The sequence below is a fragment of the Shewanella sp. SM101 genome (genome assembly GCF_025654465.1).
GTDB classification, from domain to species: Bacteria; Pseudomonadota; Gammaproteobacteria; order Enterobacterales; family Shewanellaceae; genus Shewanella; species Shewanella oncorhynchi.
The window spans coordinates 17,508-35,288 of the sequence record NZ_JAKKRH010000008.1; the positions used below are offsets into that span (position 1 = coordinate 17,508).

A 17,781-nucleotide genomic window follows, 5' to 3' on the forward strand; every position below is an offset into this window, starting at 1 on the left:
CCTAACTTGTTTTTGTTTAATTCTTTCTGGGCCAATATGATACTCTTTCACATCTTTTTGGGCTACATCACATTTTGAATAGGGTTAATCGATGGCAATTAGGGCGTCAAAACAGCTTGCATCACGCCAACTTGACTGGACATTAAGTACCGCAGCACTGTTCGAACACTTTGCAAATGACACTTGGGCAATTCTGTTAGATTCGGCGAACGCGCCGCATCAAGACGCCAGATTCGACATCATTTGCGCCAATCCTATCGCAACGTTAGTGACTCAGGGCGAGCGTAGCTATATAAAGCTCATCGATACGAGCTTGAGCTTACCCGAGGCAATAGACCCAAACCGTGATCCCTTCGAGTTACTCAACACTTTATTAACCCATTGGTATTCAAAATCTTTTGATTGTGATTTGCCCTTTAGTGGTGGCGCAATGGGCAGTTTTAGCTACGATTTAGGCCGCAGAATTGAATCACTGCCGATAACGGCCAAGCAAGATATACAACTGCCAGAGATGAACATCGGCTTTTACGACTGGGCGTTAGTTTTTGATTACCAAGCCCAGTGTTGGTATTTATTGCACTATTTAGGTGAAGCGGCACTCGACATTGAGTTGAATAAAATTCAAGATAAAATCACTAAAAAGCCAAATTCCGCCGCATTCATGCTCACTAGCCCATGGGCAGCACAAATAGACAAAGCTCAATATACGGCCAAATTTGCAGCAGTTCAAGCCTATTTGCACAGCGGTGATTGCTATCAAATAAATTTAACCCAAAGATTCGAAGCCCATTATCAAGGCGATGAGTGGTCGGCCTATAGCCAACTGCGCAATGCCAATAAAGCGCCCTTCTCGGCCTTTATGCGTCTGCCGCAAAACACGATTTTGTCGATTTCACCCGAGCGCTTTATTCAGCTTCGCGGTGACGATATTCAAACCAAACCTATCAAAGGCACACTGCCGCGTCATACCGATCCCGCATTGGATGTGAAAGCCGCCAATACACTGGCAAACTCACCAAAGGATCGCGCCGAAAATGTCATGATTGTCGATTTACTGCGTAATGATATCGGCAAAGTGGCGGCAGCAGGCTCAGTACGTGTACCGCATCTATTTGAGATTGAAAGTTTTCCTGCGGTGCATCACTTAGTCAGTACGGTGACTGCCAAGCTTGATAGCCGATTCACGGCGAGTGATTTGCTGCGTGCAGCGTTTCCCGGCGGCTCAATTACCGGCGCACCGAAAATTCGCGCCATGGAAATTATTGAAGAGCTCGAACCTTCACGGCGCAGCCTTTATTGTGGATCTATGGGTTATATCAGCCAAGACGGTCAAATGGATACCAGTATCACCATTCGCACTATTGTGGCAGAACAGGGCAAACTCTATTGCTGGGCTGGCGGCGGCATAGTGGCGGATTCTGAAGTGGATGCCGAGTACCAAGAAACCTTTGATAAGGTCAGCCGTATTTTACCTTTGCTTGGCGCTGCGTCACAAAAGCCGTAAGCTTTAATACTAAACAGTCACGAGAACGTCGATGGATCAAGCGGAATTTAGACTCAGATTTAATCTGCACCCGTTAGCGCGGCAAGATCCGGCGGCCTTCCCTCACCTTGGACTGCGCAAAGCCGCGGTGTTGATCCCACTGCTGGAGATTAACGGTGAGCTGAATCTAATTTTAACCCAAAGACCTATGCATCTGCGCGCCCATCCGGGGCAGATCAGTTTCCCCGGCGGTAAAATTGAGCCCTATGATATTGATGCGATTGCGGCCGCGTTAAGGGAAGCAGAAGAGGAAATTGGACTATCAAGGCATAACGTCGACGTGGTGGGCACGTTTCCAGCCCATAATACCTTCACAGGGTTTGAAATCACTCCTGTGATAGGCATTATCAAGCAGGCATTTGATTTAAAACTCGATCCCGGTGAGGTAGCCGATTGCTTTACCGTGCCATTAAGCTTTTTTATTGAACCGAATAATCGCCACCAAAAACGCTTTTTACGCCAAGGGCGCTATTACAGCGTGCATTTTATTCCCTATCAACAACGGTTTATCTGGGGTGCGACTGCCGCGATTATCGACCATCTGTGCCGCCAATTAAGCATTCCTGCCGATATCCTCTGACTTCACTTGCCATTACTAAACCGCCACAAGCCAACAGGCTAGCTTAAACCACCAAATGGATATACAAACCGGCGACAATAGAGGTTAACAGCAACATGGGAATATTAAACCAATAACCCATACGACTGTGGTGGGCGACATAATAGTTAAACGCTAAACTGACCAAACTAATACCGCCACAAACCCAAATCAAATACTGCAATAATTGGGTTTCATGTGGATCCCAATGGACTCTAAATGTCGCACCACGGGTTAAATAATCGCCAACTTCGCGATCGGGTCTCGCGTCACCAAACACTAATAGCGCATAGACGGCAATTGCCCAGCCTAAAATGGATAAGGCCGCAAGGATAATTTGAAATATTCTAGTCTTGCTCATACCGCCTCCCGCCGTTTAACTCACTATATCGCTCAATATCGATATTATTAACCTCAGGATACCTTTTTCAGCTTGAGAAAAGCCACCAGCAAGGTAATATAAACCTCCAAAATTTTCATATAAAACGTTTCGTTGGAGAATTAAGCAACAATGAGCATTGCATCTGTCGCATCTGTATTTAAAGGTGAGCACGCCGTCGGTTCTAAAGTCACAGTGCGTGGCTGGGTCAGAACCCGTCGTGACTCTAAAGCCGGCATCTCTTTTTTAGCTGTTTACGACGGCTCTTGCTTTAATCCTATCCAAGGTGTCGTGCCCAATAGCTTAGATAATTACGACAACGAAGTGTTAAAGCTGACTGCGGGTTGTTCTGTTGTGATGACAGGCGACGTGGTGGAATCTCCTGGTGCAGGCCAAGCATTTGAGCTGCAAGTGACTGAACTTGAAGTCGCTGGCTGGGTTGATGATCCAGACACTTACCCAATGGCCGCTAAGCGTCATTCAATTGAACATTTACGCGAATTAGCGCACTTACGCCCACGTACTAACATTATTGGTGCCGTTGCTCGCGTACGTAACTGTCTATCCCAAGCGATTCACCGCTTCTACCACGAAGAAGGCTTTATTTGGGTATCGACCCCACTTATCACAGCATCAGATTGCGAAGGCGCCGGTGAGATGTTCCGCGTATCGACCTTAGATATGGAAAACCTGCCGCGTACTGAAGCAGGTAAAGTCGATTACGATAAAGATTTCTTCGGTAAAGAAGCTTTCCTGACCGTATCAGGTCAGTTGAATGCTGAAACCTACGCCTGTGCACTGTCAAAAGTGTATACCTTTGGCCCGACTTTCCGTGCTGAAAACTCAAACACTAGCCGCCACTTAGCGGAATTCTGGATGGTTGAGCCTGAAGTCGCCTTCGCTAACTTAAACGACATCGCAGGCCTTGCCGAAGCTATGTTGAAATACGCATTCAATGCCGTATTGACTGAGCGTATGGACGATTTAACCTTCTTCGCCCAACACGTTGATAAGACTGTGATCGACCGTCTGCAATCTTTCGTTTCAAGCGATTTTGCTCAAGTGGATTACACTGATGCGGTTGAAATTCTGCAAAACTGTGGCAGAACCTTCGAGTTCCCTGTGTCTTGGGGTATCGATTTATCTTCTGAGCATGAGCGTTACTTAGCCGAAGAACACTTCAAAGCCCCTGTGGTAGTGAAGAACTATCCAAAAGATATCAAGGCCTTCTACATGCGCTTAAACGATGACGGTAAAACCGTTGCCGCGATGGACGTGTTAGCCCCAGGTATTGGTGAGATCATCGGTGGCTCTCAACGTGAAGAGCGTTTAGACGTGCTAGATATGCGTCTAGACGAAATGGAACTGAACCAAGAAGATTACTGGTGGTACCGTGATATGCGCCGTTATGGCACAGTGCCACATGCAGGTTTTGGTCTAGGGTTTGAGCGTTTAGTGTCTTACGTGACAGGCGTAAACAACATTCGTGATGTTATTCCTTTCCCACGTGCACCGCGCACTGCGAACTTCTAATCTCCCTTAACTTGGGACTGCATAGCTAAGACATCTCTATTAAGCCTTAGCAAAACGAAAGGAGCTGAATATTCGGCTCCTTTTTTGTTCGTCCGTTTTAGTCACATCATGCGGCAAAAAACCATTAATCCGCCAGACTCAACGCCTGCGCAATATATTCCGCGACTCGCTTGGCAGCAATATCATCGATTGACACCAACTTAATATGACGACGAAATTTGCCACTGCCTTCAAGTACCTGATGTGGATCGCTAAGATTCGCGCCTAAGCTAAACTCCAATGAAACATGCTGTTTATAGGCAAACACACCACCAAAACTGGCTTTGGTGCTAAAGAGTATACCGCCGTACTTAACGGCTTCAGTAATGGCCCGCGACGATGTGGTAGCGGCGGTTTTGACCTCCTGCCTCACCCCCTGCACTATTTCAAACAGACTCGGGCTGATACATAAAATATCTTCTAACAGTTTTTCAAGTTGCGGCTGATCTTCCATCATGATCTCTTTACCTCTCATACAAGCAAGACTATCCCAGCGCGATTGTAGCGCGCTAATCGGACTGAATAACACCCTATTGAAGCATCCCCAAGAAATAGAATAGTGACGTGCAAATAAAAAGGCCAAGCGTGGAGTACGCTTGGCCTTTTGCTGGAGTTGTCCAACTTAGCAAGGCTAAGTCACACGGATTAACACTGTGCCCTAGATTAAAACCCCTTCACACCGGCCATATCAGGGAGATGATGAGCAATCCCCTTGTGGCAGTCGATACAGGTCTTTTCGCCGCTTGCCAGTGATGTTGAGTGCATCTGCGCCGCTCTGGGTGATTGGCGAGTAAAGTCCATGTAAGTGAAGTTATGGCAGTTACGACACTCGAGCGAATCATTGGCCTTTAACCTTGCCCACTCATGTTCTGCCAGTTCACGACGCTTATCTTCAAACTTCTCACGGGTATTAATCGTCCCAAAAACCTTACCCCACACTTCCTTAGATGCCTGCATCTTACGGGCAATTTTATCGGTCCAGTTATGCGGTACGTGGCAATCAGGACACGTCGCCCGCACGCCACTGCGGTTAGTGAAATGAATCGTCGTCTGTAGCTCTTGATAGACGTTATTTTCCATCTCATGGCAACCAATACAGAAAGCTTCTTGGTTGGTCACTTCTAGGGCAGTGTTAAACCCGCCCCAGAAAATCACCCCAGCCACAAAACCACCTAAGGTCAAAAAACCTAAACTGTAATGCACACTCGGACGATTGAGTACCTGCCAGATTTTTTTCAGTTTATCTAACATGCTAACTCCTAGTGTTTTTTCTGCTCAGTGTTGGCTTTGATCAGATGTTCCATATCCACAAAGTCGTTTTCGACCAGTAACTTGGCATCTAACTGCGGCACATGACACTGAGTGCAGAAATAGCGGCGCGGCGATAACTCGGCTAAGAAGTTATTGTCCCTGTCCATAAAATGCGTGACGCTGACCATAGGCGCTTGCGAATCCCCAATGCGGCTACGAGCATGGCAAGCCATACACTTGTTCACTTTAAGATCAAGCTGATAGCCGTCGATCTTGTGTGGGATCACCGGTGGTTGCATGGGATAGCTGCGCACTTCCTTCACATCGGTATTACGCACACTTTGCATCGCAGGTGGCGTAGGCTCGACATTGATAGGCGCTTGGCGCAGGGTATCAATTTTATCTTCGGGTATACTGGCGGCAGACACACTTGTCATGATGAATGAGCCAAATACCAATAAACCGATCGCTGAGACTAATTTTAGGGTTTTCATCGTGTTCTCCTTAAACCTTGACGATCTTCACCGCACACTTTTTAAAGTCAGTTTGTTTTGACAAGGGATCTGTCGCATCTAAAGTGACTTTATTAATGAGCTGGCTAGCATCAAACCAAGGCACGAACACTAAACCCACGGGCGGTTTATTGCGGCCACGGGTTTCGACTCGGGTCTTAATTTCACCGCGACGGGACACCACGCGAATTTCATCGCCACGGCGCAGACCGCGTTTCTTCGCATCTTCGGGGTGCATAAAACATACGGCATCGGGGAAAGCACGATATAACTCAGGCACACGTTGGGTCATAGAACCCGAATGCCAGTGTTCCAACACTCGACCCGTCGACAACCAGATATCATATTCTTCATCGGGCGCTTCTGCGGCAGGTTCATAGGGCAGCGCGAAAATCACCGCACGACCATCGGGATGACCGTAAAACTCAAAGCCCTTACCCGCCTTAACATAAGGATCTGTGCCTTCACGGAAGCGCCACTTAGTTTCTTTACCATCGACCACAGGCCAACGTAGACCATGAGCCTCATGGTAAACATCAAATGGGGCGAGATCGTGGCCATGGCCGCGGCCAAAGGTCGCATATTCCTCGAATAAGCCTTTTTGGACATAGAAGCCAAAATGTTTAGCCTCATCGTTCAAATACTTAGGATCGGCATCCGCAAGCGGAAACTTATCGACATGGCCATTTTGATATAGGACTTCGAAAAGCGTTTTGCCTTTGAACTCTGGATTGGCGGCTAATACGTCCTTTGGCCACACTTCATCTGTGGTGAAACGTTTTGCAAATTCCATCAACTGCCACAGATCCGAATGGGACTCACCCGGTGCCTGTACCATTTGATGCCAGAACTGAGTGCGACGCTCGGCGTTACCGTAGGCGCCCTCTTTTTCCACCCACATAGCAGTGGGCAAAATCAAATCGGCAGCTTGAGTCGTCACCGTCGGATAGGCATCGGACACCACGATAAAGTTGGCAGGGTTACGGTAACCCGGTAAACCTTCTTCATTGATGTTTGGGCCCGCCTGCATATTGTTGTTCACTTGCACCCAGTAACAATTCAAGTCGCCATCTTTTAGACGACGGTTTTGCTCAACGGCGTGATAACCGGGTTTAGGTGGAATAATGCCGCTTGGGATCTTCCAAATGTCTTCGGCATGCTTTCTGTGTTCAGGATTGGTCACGACCATATCGGCGGGTAAGCGATGGGAAAACGTCCCTACTTCACGGGCCGTGCCACAGGCTGATGGTTGACCCGTCAAAGAGAATGGACTGTTACCTGGGGTTGAAATTTTACCCATCAAGAGATGAATGTTATAAATCAGGTTGTTACACCACACACCTCGGGTATGTTGGTTAAAACCCATGGTCCAAAATGAGGTCACTTTGATATCGGGATCGGCATACAGCTTGGCCAGCGCAATCAGTTTATCCTCGGGCACGCCCGACAACTTACTGACTTTTTCGACGCTATAATCCGCCACGAAGGCTTTAAAGGTCTCAAAATCAATTGGGGTTGAATCCCCCGCCGTTTTAACATTTTTCGCTTTTTTCTCAAGGGGATGTGTCGGACGTAAACCATAACCAATATCTGTTGTGCCCTGACGGAAGTTAACGTGTTTCTTCACGAAGTCCCAGTTCACTTTATCATTCTGAATGATGTAGTTAGCTATGTAGTTCAAAATGGCTAAATCGGTTTGCGGGGTGAACACGATCGGCAAGTCGGCCAAATCGAAGGATCTGTGTTCAAAAGTCGACAACACGGCCACTTTTACATGGCTGGCACTGAGACGTCTGTCTGTCACTCGACTCCAGAGGATCGGGTGCATCTCCGCCATATTCGAGCCCCAAAGGACAAAGGCATCGGCGGCTTCCATATCGTCATAGCAACCCATAGGTTCGTCGATACCGAAGGTGCGCATAAACCCGACCACAGCTGACGCCATACAGTGACGCGCATTCGGATCGATATTATTCGAGCCAAAACCCGCTTTCATCAGCTTAACGGCAGCATAACCTTCCCACACTGTCCATTGGCCCGAGCCAAACATGCCCACAGCGGTTGGGCCCTTGGCTTTAATGGTCTCTTTCCATTTTTGCGCCATGATGTCAAAGGCACTGTCCCAACTGATGGGCGAAAACTCACCGTGCTTGTCGTATTTGCCATCTGTCATCCGCAGCATAGGCGTGGTTAAGCGATCGCTGCCATACATGATTTTCGACAGGAAATAGCCCTTGATACAGTTGAGCCCACGGTTCACTTCACTGTTGGCATCGCCATGGGTGGCAACCACTTTGCCGTCGCGAGTTGCGACAATCACGGAGCAGCCCGTGCCGCAAAAACGGCAAGGGGCTTTATTCCACTCTAATTTGGTTTGTTCTGAGCTGGTAATTAAGTTGCTTGCGCCAGCGGGCAAGGCTAAACCAGCGGCGCCTGCCGCGGCAATCACCGCATTGGCCTTAATAAAGTCACGTCTGTTCATATTCATTCTTCACCCTCTTCGAGCACTTCACTCTGGTGGTAAACCATAGTGGCTGATAACACGCCCGGAATGGCATTGATCGCTTCGATACTGTCCATCAAGGCGCGTTGCGTCTCGCCTTCGATCACGACGACCAATTTCACTTCGTTGTTGACGGAAAGTTCGGCATTTTCAATGGTCATTATCTGTTGTCTAACATCTGCCATTTTCTGCGGTAAGACCTGCACCACTAAACTGGTGATATGGAGTTCTTTGCTCATCCGACATTCCACTCTTATTTTTAACTATTTGATGATGTTACGTTTAACCAGCGCCCGGTGGACCCGTCAAAATTTGGCTGAACCAAATAGCAAAGCCCAGACCACTGACCAGTAGTACGGACAATAACGGTGCGAGAAACACGGTTAAAAAGATAAAGATTTTCAGTTCTAAGGATTTTTCTTCTGCGGTGCTAGCACTCATGCATCCTCCAAGAGGTGTGTTCCTGCCACTTTGAATGCGCTGCAAAAAATCGCCAGCGGCAGGTTTAATGTATATCTATTGCATCTTTGGATCACGAAGCGATCATACCTTTTAGTTGTTAACAAAATGTATACCTCCAAATTGGTAAAGCGGATGATGCTTGATCCAGATCATCAATTTGATGTGAGTATTCGTCAGATCTCAGTTTTTAAACGTTTTTTGCAATTACAAGTTAGATGATTGAATTGATTTTATGATTAATAAGCGACTGAAATAGATAAATCACTGCAAGAAAACAACAGAAAAACCGCCAAAAAAACCTGAGTATTCATAAAGGAGTAGGCAATAGAAAGGTGTTAAAACATGCGAGATAACGACTTGATCCCAAAAGAAAGATATTCGGCATAAAAGCATCGCTGCCACCCAGAAAAAGCGCTCATTTCATGGCGCATCACTGGAGGTATATCGCGTGAGCAGAGTAAGCATAGGGAAAATAAAAAACCGAGAAAATAGTTAGTTTTCTCGGTTTATTTAGTCATTTTTTGATCGCGTTATTGTTACATTAATCGGACAAAGGCGCTCAGTTCAACCTTTACATCAGTCCATTAAACCTGTTGGATATGATTCAAAATGCGTTTTTCCGATATCGGATAAGCCGTGCCTAACACCTGCGCAAAACAGGAAACACGATACTCTTCAATCATCCAGCGCGCTTCAATTAACGCGGGCGGTGTCGGCTGCGATCGTGGCACTTTCGCCAATTGTGCATTCAATGCTTCCTGCACCTTGTTAATGCTCTGCATATGCAAACGGTCACGAGTCGGATCGACAGGCAACTTCTCGACACGGATTTCAATCGCTTTTAAGTAACGCGCCACATCGACTAAACGATTCCAACCGCAGGATTCAACAAACCCTTTAAAAACTAATTTGTCTAATTGGCTTTGAATATCACTCATAGCAAAAGCGATATCTAAGCTAATTTTGCCCTTGAGACGCTTTTTAATGCTCTGGTATAAGGTCAAAATCTGCTCAACCTTCAGGGCAATTTGCTCTGCGGTCGGGTTGAGTTCTTGGCGAACCCAGTCCTTTGCCTGCTCAAATTGGGTTTGATTACGCACATCGAGGGCTTTTTCATCCAACAATTGCTGCACAGCGGCGGCAATAATGTCATCAATCAAGATTTGCACTTGACCGAAGGGATTGAAATACATCGCCAATTTCGCCTTATTCGGCAAAGCTTGCTGTAAGTGTTTCACCGGTGATGGAATGTTTAGCAGCAATAAGCGTCGCAGACCTTGGCGATGGGCATCTAAGGCTTCAAATTCGTCATCAAATAATTTGATCGCAACACTGTCTTTTTTATCGATCAGCGCCGGAAACGCCCGCACTTGATAATTGCCTTTTTGCTGCTGATATTGCTTGGGTAAATCGCCGAAGGACCACTCAGTTAACGCTTCTTGCTCTATACCTTTATCCGCCACCTGACGAATGGCTTTCGCCACCACGCCCTGCAACTCGGCTTTTAAGGTATCGAGCACCCGACCTTCGGCGACTAAGTTGTGTTTATCGTCTTCGATTTTAAAGTTCATCTGCAAATGCGCGGGCAGTTGCGTTAAATCAAAATCTTCCGGCGATATACGCGTGCCACTCATGCGCAATAATTGCTTGCACATGGCCTCAAGCAAACTGGCACTAAAAGGCACCATGGCCTGCACACAAGCGCGGGCATAGTCAGGCGCGGGCACAAAGTTACGTCGTAAACTCTTAGGCAAAGATTTGATCAGAGCGATGCACTTTTCTTCCCTTAGCCCTGCCACTAGCCAATCAAAATCGCTATCGTCGATTTGATTAAGCAGCGCCACCGGAATGTGAACCGACACGCCGTCATCCGCCGCCGCGGGTTCAAAGTGATAACTTAGCTGTAGGCGCAAATTGCCCTTGTGCCACGTATCGGGGAAATCCAAGGTCGAGATATGGTCGGCATTGCGCTGCATTAACAGTGCTTTGCTGAAATCGAGTAAATCCGGTTGCTCGCGCTTGGCCTTCTTCCACCAGCCAAAAAACAGCTGCGCGTTGTAAATCCCTTCAGGGATCCGCGGCTCGTAAAAATCCACTAACACTTGCTCGTCCACCAAAATATCGCGGCGACGGGATTTATGTTCGAGTGATTCAATGTCTTCGAGCAGCTTTTGGTTAGCGACAAAAAACGCTTCTTGGGTCTGTAACTGCCCTTCTGCCAAAGCGCTGCGGATAAAAATCTCACGCGCTTCAACAGGATCGATGGGGCCGTATTGCACTTTACGACGGTGCACAACCGTCAAACCGTAGAGCACTTGATTCTCAAGGGCGATAACGCTGCCAGGTTTTGCCTCAAAATGGGGCTCCACATAGCTTTTCTTGATCAAATGCGCCGCTAAGGGCTCTAGCCATTCGGGTTCGATTTTGGCGCAGCAGCGAGCAAATAAGCGTGAGGTTTCGGTAAGCTCAGCGGCCATGATCCACTTAGGGCCTTTTTTGGCCAGTGGCGAACCAGGGAATACAAAAAACTTACGATTACGGGCACCTAAGTACTCGTTATTGTTATCTTTAAAACCCACATGGCTCAATAAGCCCGATAAGAGCGCGCGGTGCAAGCTGTCGTAATTGGCTGGTGTATCGTTTAAGCGCCACTTTAAATCGTGCACGGCTTGCTTAAGCTGGGCGTATAAATCCTGCCACTCGCGCACGCGCAAATAGGCTAAATATTCATCGCGGCACTTTTTACGAAACTGACTAGCAGATAACTCTTTTTGTTGATCTTTTAAGTGCTGCCACAGGTTTATCCAACTGACGAAATCGGAACTGGGATCGGCAAAACGGCGATGGGCTTCATCACTGGCTTGCTTCTTCTCCATCGGACGCTCGCGGGGATCTTGAATCGACAAGCCCGCGGCAATCACTAGCACTTCGTTTAAACAACCTAACTGCTGACTCTCGACCACCATACGCGCCAAACGCGGATCCACAGGAATTTGCGCCAAGTTGCGCCCAAGTGGCGTCAGCACTAGCTTGCCGTGTTTGCTCTCAACCGCTTGTAATTCTTCGAGCAACAGGAAACCATCGCGGATATGGCGTGGATCGGGTGGCTCGATAAAGGGGAAACCGGCGATATCACCTAGGCCGATGGCCAGCATTTGCAAAATGACCGAAGCCAAGTTAGTGCGCAAGATTTCAGGATCGGTAAAGGCCGGACGATTATTAAAATCCGCCTCATCGTACAAACGAATACAGATACCCGGCCCTACACGTCCACAACGGCCTTGACGCTGATTGGCGCTCGCCTGCGAGATAGGTTCAATCGGTAAGCGTTGCACCTTAGTCCGATAGCTATAGCGGCTGATACGCGCCGTACCTGGGTCGATAACGTAGCGAATGCCCGGCACAGTCAGCGAGGTTTCCGCCACGTTGGTCGCTAATACAATCCGCCGACCTCTGTGACTACTGAAGACTTTAGACTGCTCACCGTAAGATAAACGCGCGTACAGCGGCAAAATTTCGGTATCGCGGTAATTACGCCGACTTAATTGTTCGGCCGTATCGCGAATTTCCCGCTCGCCGTTCATAAAGATCAGAATGTCACCCAGCCCTTCGGCCACCAGCTCATCGACGGCGGCAAAAATGCCTTCGATTTGATCTAAATCGGCATCGCTATCTTGCACTAAGGGTCGGTAACGGGTTTCGACCGGAAAGGTACGGCCCGACACTTCGATAATAGGCGCATTATTAAAATGCTTAGAAAAACGCTCAACGTCTATGGTCGCCGACGTGATAATAACTTTGAGATCGGGGCGTCTTTTGAGAATTTGTTTGAGGTAGCCCAGAATAAAATCGATGTTGAGGCTGCGCTCGTGGGCCTCATCTATGATGATGGTATCGTATTGATCGAGATTGCGATCGGAGGTTAATTCCGCCAGTAAAATACCGTCGGTCATCAACTTGATATAAGAGTCACTCTTAAGCGCATCGGCAAAACGCACTTTAAAGCCAACCACTTCACCGAGCGGACTTTGTAATTCTTCGGCGACTCGGCTCGCCACACTGCGGGCTGCTAAACGTCGTGGCTGGGTGTGGCCTATCATGCCACGGCAACCTAGGCCTAATTCCAAACATATTTTAGGTAACTGGGTCGTTTTACCCGAGCCCGTTTCACCAGCGATGATCACCACTTGATTGCCCGCAATCGCGCGTGCAATATCATCGCGCATCAAGGAAACGGGCAGGTTTTCAGGATAGTGGATTTTAGGCCGAGCGTTACGGCGCTGCTCAACCTTCTCAAACGCCGCCTGCGCTTGCTCGCTCAGCTGAGCTAAGACTTGGGTCTTTTTATCTGAGTCGGCTTCTTTATTGAGCTTAAATAAACGACGACGGATCCGCGACGCGTCGCTCTGATAACAAAGATTAAGAAAGGCGTTCGATAGCGGATGTTTGTCTGAGTTCAAATCCAAATTCCATTGCTAGCATCAAAAACGGCGATCCTAGCAAGGAAAGTGGCGTAATGGTATTGCTAATTTACTCTGCACTCAGTATATGGCGTGTCAGTTTCGCACTGGCTCGACTTAGATTAAACCGGTGACAGATAACATTGTTGCATATAGATATTCATGGCTTTGAGCACATTGGTGCGATTAATCGTGCCAATTACTTTGCCATGTTCAACCACTGGATACACTTTAGGTTTAGGCCCTAGCATTTGTTCGGCGAGCTGCAAAATACTGTCATCTGGCCCAACGAACAGCACTTCAGTTCGCATGCAATCCTTCACCACTGAGGTCATATCACAGTGATAGCTACTTTTGATCATCACAGCCAAACAATCCTGCTGGGATAAAAAGCCCACCAAATCGCCCGCATCATCAACCACTGCTGCGCCCATTTTATTATTATCTAACAGCTTTTCGACCGCAGTCGCGAGCGACATATTAGCGCGCAGCAACACGGGCTGGCGATCCATATGGTCGCGGATTTTAATTAAGTCCATAGTCTTTCCCTCGAATTAACCCTACGTTTGTAGTCTAGTCAAAATATCGGCAAGAATGTGCGATTTATATCGATTGGGCTTATCTAGTGCATAATACCAATCACATTAAATATCTAATCAGTTCAGAGCCTCACAGGCATCTCAATCCAAGGCGCATTGACGCAGAAATGGTTATTCCCTTTTAAGTCTATGCAACACGGGAGTGGGATGCCTGTGTGGCTCCCGAAGGGCGGGTTTCAACGCGCTTTATACTGCGTTTAAGGCTGTCGACAGAGCACCACTATGCCTTCATGCCTTCGCCTTGTCTAAAGCGCGTTGAACTCCCGCTGAATGAACAGATATTTAATACGATTGGTATAATCCAATGTCAACAAGAGCTAACAGGACAAAAATAGCGTCAACAAAGGCTGCCAGAAATAGCGACTTAGAGTTAACTGAAGCGAACACTACAAACTGAAATCAGGCAAGTATCCGATTGAGCTTCAATGGCGGCAGATAATACCATCAGTCTTCGGTGATCATGTTACTTGTCATTCCAACGCGTTTTAATTCGCTATTGATACAAGCTATAAGTCGATATAAAAGCGATAACCCACACCGGGCTCAGTCCGCACATACTGAGGTTCACTCGGGGAGTCGCCTAATTTTTGCCTTAAGTGACTGACCACAATTCGTAGATAATGTGTGTCTTCTGTATGAGCGGGCCCCCAAATTTCTTTGAGCAACTGAGTCTGAGTGACAACGCAGTTAGGTGACGACGCCAATTTAGACAATACTGCGTATTCCTTGGGTGTAAGTTCGACAATTTGATGATCAACTTTAACCAGCCTGCGACTTAAATCAATCTGCAACTTGCCATCATCTAATATGGGTAATTTTTCAGGTTTGATATGGTCCCTTAAAATCGCCCGCACCCTTGCCAGTAACTCTTCCACACTAAAGGGTTTGGTCACATAATCCTGCGCGCCTGCATCTAATGCTGCGACTTTTTCTTTATCTTGATTGCGAACCGACAATACAATCACAGCAACATCGGACCATCCCCGTAACTCCTGTAGCACTTGATGACCTTCCATATCCGGCAAGCCTAAATCCAAAATAACTAATTCAGGTTGCTGTCGAGCGACAGCTGCGAGCCCTTGCTGACCATTTTCAGCTTCGGTAACGTCATAGCCCTCACTGGTGAGTGCAATCCGCAGCATGCGGCGTATTTGGGTCTCATCATCGATAACCACGATTTTTATTGCCACGTCTCTAGTCCATTCTGTGGTTTATTAAGGATATTTTGGCTAAAAATGATTAGCCAGGAACGGGATAGTCTAACGGCAATTCAACTTCAAAACGAGTGCCTTGCCCCTGTAGGCAATCGGTAACGCGAACACTACCGCCGTGTGCAGCTATCATGCCTTTACAAATAGCCAGCCCCATACCTGTATTCTGTTTTTTCTGATCGCCATCGGCAACCACATAAAACATATCGAAAATTTGATCCCTATGACTTGCAGGGATCCCCGGCCCTCTGTCTTCTATTGCAATACAACAGCGATGATTTGAGATGGATAATTCAATACTAATAGGCTCTTCTGGTGGTGAAAATCGAACAGCATTTTCAAGAATGTTAAATAGTCCTTGTTCGATCAGCGCCGCATGCACAAAGAGGAGTGGGGGTTCTTTTTCTCTGTGATATTCAACGATTGCATTAGGGAAATAGCGTTTAAGCCTGCCAAGTACGCTGCCAATAATGTCATCTGCCGAAACCCAATCACGCTCTATGCTCAAAGTGCCATGACCCAGGCGTGTCATATCGAGTAGATTTTGGATATAGCTGTCCAAGCGACGGCTTTCTTGCAAAATAGTATCAAGTAGCTCGTTACGGTCGGCCTCTAGCAATTGTTTGTTCAATAGTTTTAAGCTCTCCGCCGCCCCCATCATGGCTGAGAGTGGTGATTTTAGATCGTGAGACACTGACGATAATAATGCGGAACGTAACTGCTCAATTTCTGTTTTCACCCGTGCTGATTCAAGATCTGACACTAACTGAATACGCCGCCATGTATTAGCGCCTTGCTGTAACATGGCCAGAATAAGCTCTCTATCAAACGGACTGAGTTCGTTGACTGTGGGTTGCCAATCTAAAATCGCCGCGCCAATTGTCGTACCTTCAAGTTCAATGGGGAACACACTCACACCCGATGCGCTCAAGGTATCGCTCAAACGCCCCGCAGCTTGCCCATGGCGCAAGGTCCAATCGATTGCGGCTAAATCAAGGTCGTTAAATGGCGTATTCAGCAGCGGTAAATAGGATCGCTGACCGTCTTTACGCTGCAAAACAATATAACAATCGGCATTCACTGAACCAGCAATCTTGCGCCCTATCGTTTGCCAAAGGGCTTTTTCATCATCGGCGACCGATAATTCTTGGGCAACATCTTTTAAGGTTTCAGCATAACGATTTGACTCACGCAGTAAAATAAACTGATTTCGGATCCGAGATGCCGCAGGGCCACTGATAAGCCCTATACACATCAAAAAGATTAAAGTGGCAATATCATCCTGACTATTTACATTCATAGTAAATTTGGGATCAGTAAGAAAAAAATTAAAGCTGAAAAAAGACCACACCGCAGTTGCCATGGCAGGCCTAGCGCCATAGGTTAAACCAATGCTGACAATCAAGAAAACATATAACAACACCAGATTGCCATTACTGAGCCAAGTATCTAAAAATGCCACCAGCGGAAAAATAACCACCACGCCAATCAACCCAAGAATATGGCCTCGAAGATCACCAAAACTGGCTTTAGGCGTAATGGGATCTCGTACTTGCATTTGGTTTTCGGGTGCGTGATAGACACTCACCTCAACAGGTAAACCAGACTCAATCAAGCGCTGATACAGCCTTTTACGCCACCAAGGATAGGTGCGTTTCACACCCGCGCCGACTAATACTGTGTTAATTCGATGCAGGGCTATGTAAGGTAAAATGGCCTGATAACTGCTTGTGTCGCGTAATACTTCAGTCTGCGCGCCAAGTTCCTTCGCTAAGGCAAAGGCCTCATTTAGCCTTTTCCGCTGATAAAGGCCCAGCGCTTTGCCGGTATCGACCCAAAGCACTAACCAAGGAATTTGCCGCCGCTCGGCAATCTGCCGACCTATACGGATCAAATACTGATGATCACTGCTGTTACTCACTAAAACCAACAATCTGTCTTTGAGAACAAAATCTGTTCCCTGTGCTTTGGCATCGAGTTCACAAATCAGTTTTGCATCGACTCGCTCTATGACTTTTTTCATTGCTAATTCGCGCAGTGCAGTCAAATTCGAGACCGAAAAAAAAGCATCTAAAGCCGAGCGAGCATACTCTGGCAGATAAACTTTGCCTTGCTGTAAGCGTTCGATGAGTGTTGATGGCGGTAAATCGACAAATATAATTTCATGGGCTTCATCAAGGAAGCGATCGGGGACGGTTTCCCGTACCCGCACTTGAGTAATTTGCAAAACCAGATCATTCAAACTGACCAAATGTTGGATATTGACTGTGGTATAGACATCAATGCCCGCAGCCAATAATTCTGCGACGTCTTGATAGCGCCGTTTATGACGACTACCGGGGACATTCGTGTGGGCCAACTCATCGACTAAGATAAGCTTAGGCCGACGAAGCAGCGCCGCATCCAGATCGAATTCCGTTAAACGATTATGATGATAATCAATGGGTTTACGTGCCAATACCTCAAAACCCGCTACCATGGCCTCGGTATCGGCACGCCCATGGGTTTCCACCAGTCCAACCAGCAAATCGATACCTTGCTGGGCCATTTCCCTTGCCGCACTTAGCATTGCATAGGTCTTGCCCACGCCTGGTGCCGCCCCAAGAAAAACCGTCAGTTTACCTTTATCATTTTGCTGTATCTGACTTAAGAGCGCATTGGCTTGCTGTGTTTGACTGATTGGTACCACGA

The 17,781-nt window shown here is 47.3% G+C and carries 15 protein-coding genes; 4 read left to right on the plus strand and 11 right to left on the minus strand.

Annotated elements, in window-relative coordinates:
- Nucleotides 1-91 precede the first annotated feature (91 nt).
- Nucleotides 92-1,504 carry an aminodeoxychorismate synthase component I gene (gene pabB / locus L5M38_RS06115; RefSeq protein ID WP_263178579.1) on the plus strand — a complete coding sequence of 471 codons (1,413 nt, stop codon included), beginning with the start codon at nucleotides 92-94 and terminating at the stop codon, nucleotides 1,502-1,504.
- A 31-nt stretch (nucleotides 1,505-1,535) separates the two neighbouring features.
- On the plus strand, nucleotides 1,536-2,123 hold the full coding sequence (locus tag L5M38_RS06120; RefSeq protein WP_219233693.1) for a CoA pyrophosphatase: 588 nt from the start codon (nucleotides 1,536-1,538) through the stop codon (nucleotides 2,121-2,123).
- 43 nt (nucleotides 2,124-2,166) lie between these two features.
- On the opposite strand, the gene L5M38_RS06125 is transcribed toward L5M38_RS06120, so the two are convergent.
- Nucleotides 2,167-2,502: a hypothetical protein gene (locus tag L5M38_RS06125; RefSeq protein ID WP_263166396.1), complete on the minus strand. Its 336-nt coding sequence runs from the start codon at nucleotides 2,500-2,502 to the stop codon at nucleotides 2,167-2,169.
- Nucleotides 2,503-2,652: 150 nt separating this feature from the next.
- On the opposite strand from L5M38_RS06125, the gene asnS reads away from it, so the two are divergent.
- Entirely contained in the window at nucleotides 2,653-4,053 is a 1,401-nt protein-coding gene (asnS, locus tag L5M38_RS06130) for an asparagine--tRNA ligase (protein WP_263166398.1), read from the plus strand.
- Between the two features lie 124 nt (nucleotides 4,054-4,177).
- Here the strand turns inward: asnS and L5M38_RS06135 are convergent, their stop codons facing one another.
- The 8 genes from L5M38_RS06135 to L5M38_RS06170 all read right to left on the minus strand — a co-directional run bounded on the left by L5M38_RS06135 (nucleotide 4,178) and on the right by L5M38_RS06170 (nucleotide 13,819).
- Nucleotides 4,178-4,567 carry a DUF1801 domain-containing protein gene (locus L5M38_RS06135; protein WP_263178580.1) on the minus strand — a complete coding sequence of 130 codons (390 nt, stop codon included), beginning with the start codon at nucleotides 4,565-4,567 and terminating at the stop codon, nucleotides 4,178-4,180.
- A gap of 188 nt (nucleotides 4,568-4,755) precedes the next feature.
- Entirely contained in the window at nucleotides 4,756-5,343 is a 588-nt protein-coding gene (locus L5M38_RS06140) for a cytochrome c3 family protein (RefSeq protein WP_028760143.1), read from the minus strand.
- 8 nt (nucleotides 5,344-5,351) lie between these two features.
- The gene (locus L5M38_RS06145; RefSeq protein WP_028760144.1) at nucleotides 5,352-5,837 is read right to left on the minus strand and encodes a nitrate reductase cytochrome c-type subunit; all 486 of its coding nucleotides are present in this window, start codon (nucleotides 5,835-5,837) and stop codon (nucleotides 5,352-5,354) included.
- Nucleotides 5,838-5,847: 10 nt separating this feature from the next.
- Nucleotides 5,848-8,337, minus strand: coding sequence for a nitrate reductase catalytic subunit NapA (napA, locus tag L5M38_RS06150; protein ID WP_263166573.1), 2,490 nt, complete (start codon nucleotides 8,335-8,337; stop codon nucleotides 5,848-5,850).
- Between the two features lie 2 nt (nucleotides 8,338-8,339).
- On the minus strand, nucleotides 8,340-8,597 hold the full coding sequence (locus tag L5M38_RS06155) for a chaperone NapD (RefSeq protein WP_028760146.1): 258 nt from the start codon (nucleotides 8,595-8,597) through the stop codon (nucleotides 8,340-8,342).
- 43 nt (nucleotides 8,598-8,640) lie between these two features.
- Nucleotides 8,641-8,799, minus strand: coding sequence for a nitrate reductase (locus L5M38_RS06160; RefSeq protein WP_028760147.1), 159 nt, complete (start codon nucleotides 8,797-8,799; stop codon nucleotides 8,641-8,643).
- Between the two features lie 605 nt (nucleotides 8,800-9,404).
- Nucleotides 9,405-13,280, minus strand: coding sequence for an ATP-dependent RNA helicase HrpA (gene hrpA, locus L5M38_RS06165; protein WP_411569030.1), 3,876 nt, complete (start codon nucleotides 13,278-13,280; stop codon nucleotides 9,405-9,407).
- A gap of 122 nt (nucleotides 13,281-13,402) precedes the next feature.
- Nucleotides 13,403-13,819 carry a CBS domain-containing protein gene (locus L5M38_RS06170; RefSeq protein WP_006081403.1) on the minus strand — a complete coding sequence of 139 codons (417 nt, stop codon included), beginning with the start codon at nucleotides 13,817-13,819 and terminating at the stop codon, nucleotides 13,403-13,405.
- Nucleotides 13,820-14,034: 215 nt separating this feature from the next.
- Here L5M38_RS06170 and L5M38_RS06175 point away from each other — a divergent pair, with 215 nt between their 5' ends.
- Nucleotides 14,035-14,214 (plus strand): hypothetical protein, encoded by a 180-nt coding sequence (locus tag L5M38_RS06175; RefSeq protein WP_113939545.1) that lies wholly within the window; start codon nucleotides 14,035-14,037, stop codon nucleotides 14,212-14,214.
- A gap of 171 nt (nucleotides 14,215-14,385) precedes the next feature.
- On the opposite strand, the gene L5M38_RS06180 is transcribed toward L5M38_RS06175, so the two are convergent.
- Together L5M38_RS06180 and L5M38_RS06185 are read right to left on the minus strand one after the other, a co-directional pair.
- The gene (locus tag L5M38_RS06180; protein ID WP_028760150.1) at nucleotides 14,386-15,069 is read right to left on the minus strand and encodes a response regulator; all 684 of its coding nucleotides are present in this window, start codon (nucleotides 15,067-15,069) and stop codon (nucleotides 14,386-14,388) included.
- Nucleotides 15,070-15,118: 49 nt separating this feature from the next.
- Entirely contained in the window at nucleotides 15,119-17,779 is a 2,661-nt protein-coding gene (locus L5M38_RS06185; protein ID WP_263166406.1) for a sensor histidine kinase, read from the minus strand.
- Nucleotides 17,780-17,781: the final 2 nt, after the last annotated feature.

Coding starts and splice junctions, on each gene's coding strand:
- pabB (WP_263178579.1), top strand. CDS start 92: ATGGCAATTAGGGCGTCAAAACAGCTTGCATCACGCCAACTTGACTGG.
- L5M38_RS06120 (WP_219233693.1), top strand. CDS start 1,536: ATGGATCAAGCGGAATTTAGACTCAGATTTAATCTGCACCCGTTAGCG.
- L5M38_RS06125 (WP_263166396.1), bottom strand. CDS start 2,502: ATGAGCAAGACTAGAATATTTCAAATTATCCTTGCGGCCTTATCCATT.
- asnS (WP_263166398.1), top strand. CDS start 2,653: ATGAGCATTGCATCTGTCGCATCTGTATTTAAAGGTGAGCACGCCGTC.
- L5M38_RS06135 (WP_263178580.1), bottom strand. CDS start 4,567: ATGAGAGGTAAAGAGATCATGATGGAAGATCAGCCGCAACTTGAAAAA.
- L5M38_RS06140 (WP_028760143.1), bottom strand. CDS start 5,343: ATGTTAGATAAACTGAAAAAAATCTGGCAGGTACTCAATCGTCCGAGT.
- L5M38_RS06145 (WP_028760144.1), bottom strand. CDS start 5,837: ATGAAAACCCTAAAATTAGTCTCAGCGATCGGTTTATTGGTATTTGGC.
- napA (WP_263166573.1), bottom strand. CDS start 8,337: ATGAACAGACGTGACTTTATTAAGGCCAATGCGGTGATTGCCGCGGCA.
- L5M38_RS06155 (WP_028760146.1), bottom strand. CDS start 8,597: ATGAGCAAAGAACTCCATATCACCAGTTTAGTGGTGCAGGTCTTACCG.
- L5M38_RS06160 (WP_028760147.1), bottom strand. CDS start 8,799: ATGAGTGCTAGCACCGCAGAAGAAAAATCCTTAGAACTGAAAATCTTT.
- L5M38_RS06170 (WP_006081403.1), bottom strand. CDS start 13,819: ATGGACTTAATTAAAATCCGCGACCATATGGATCGCCAGCCCGTGTTG.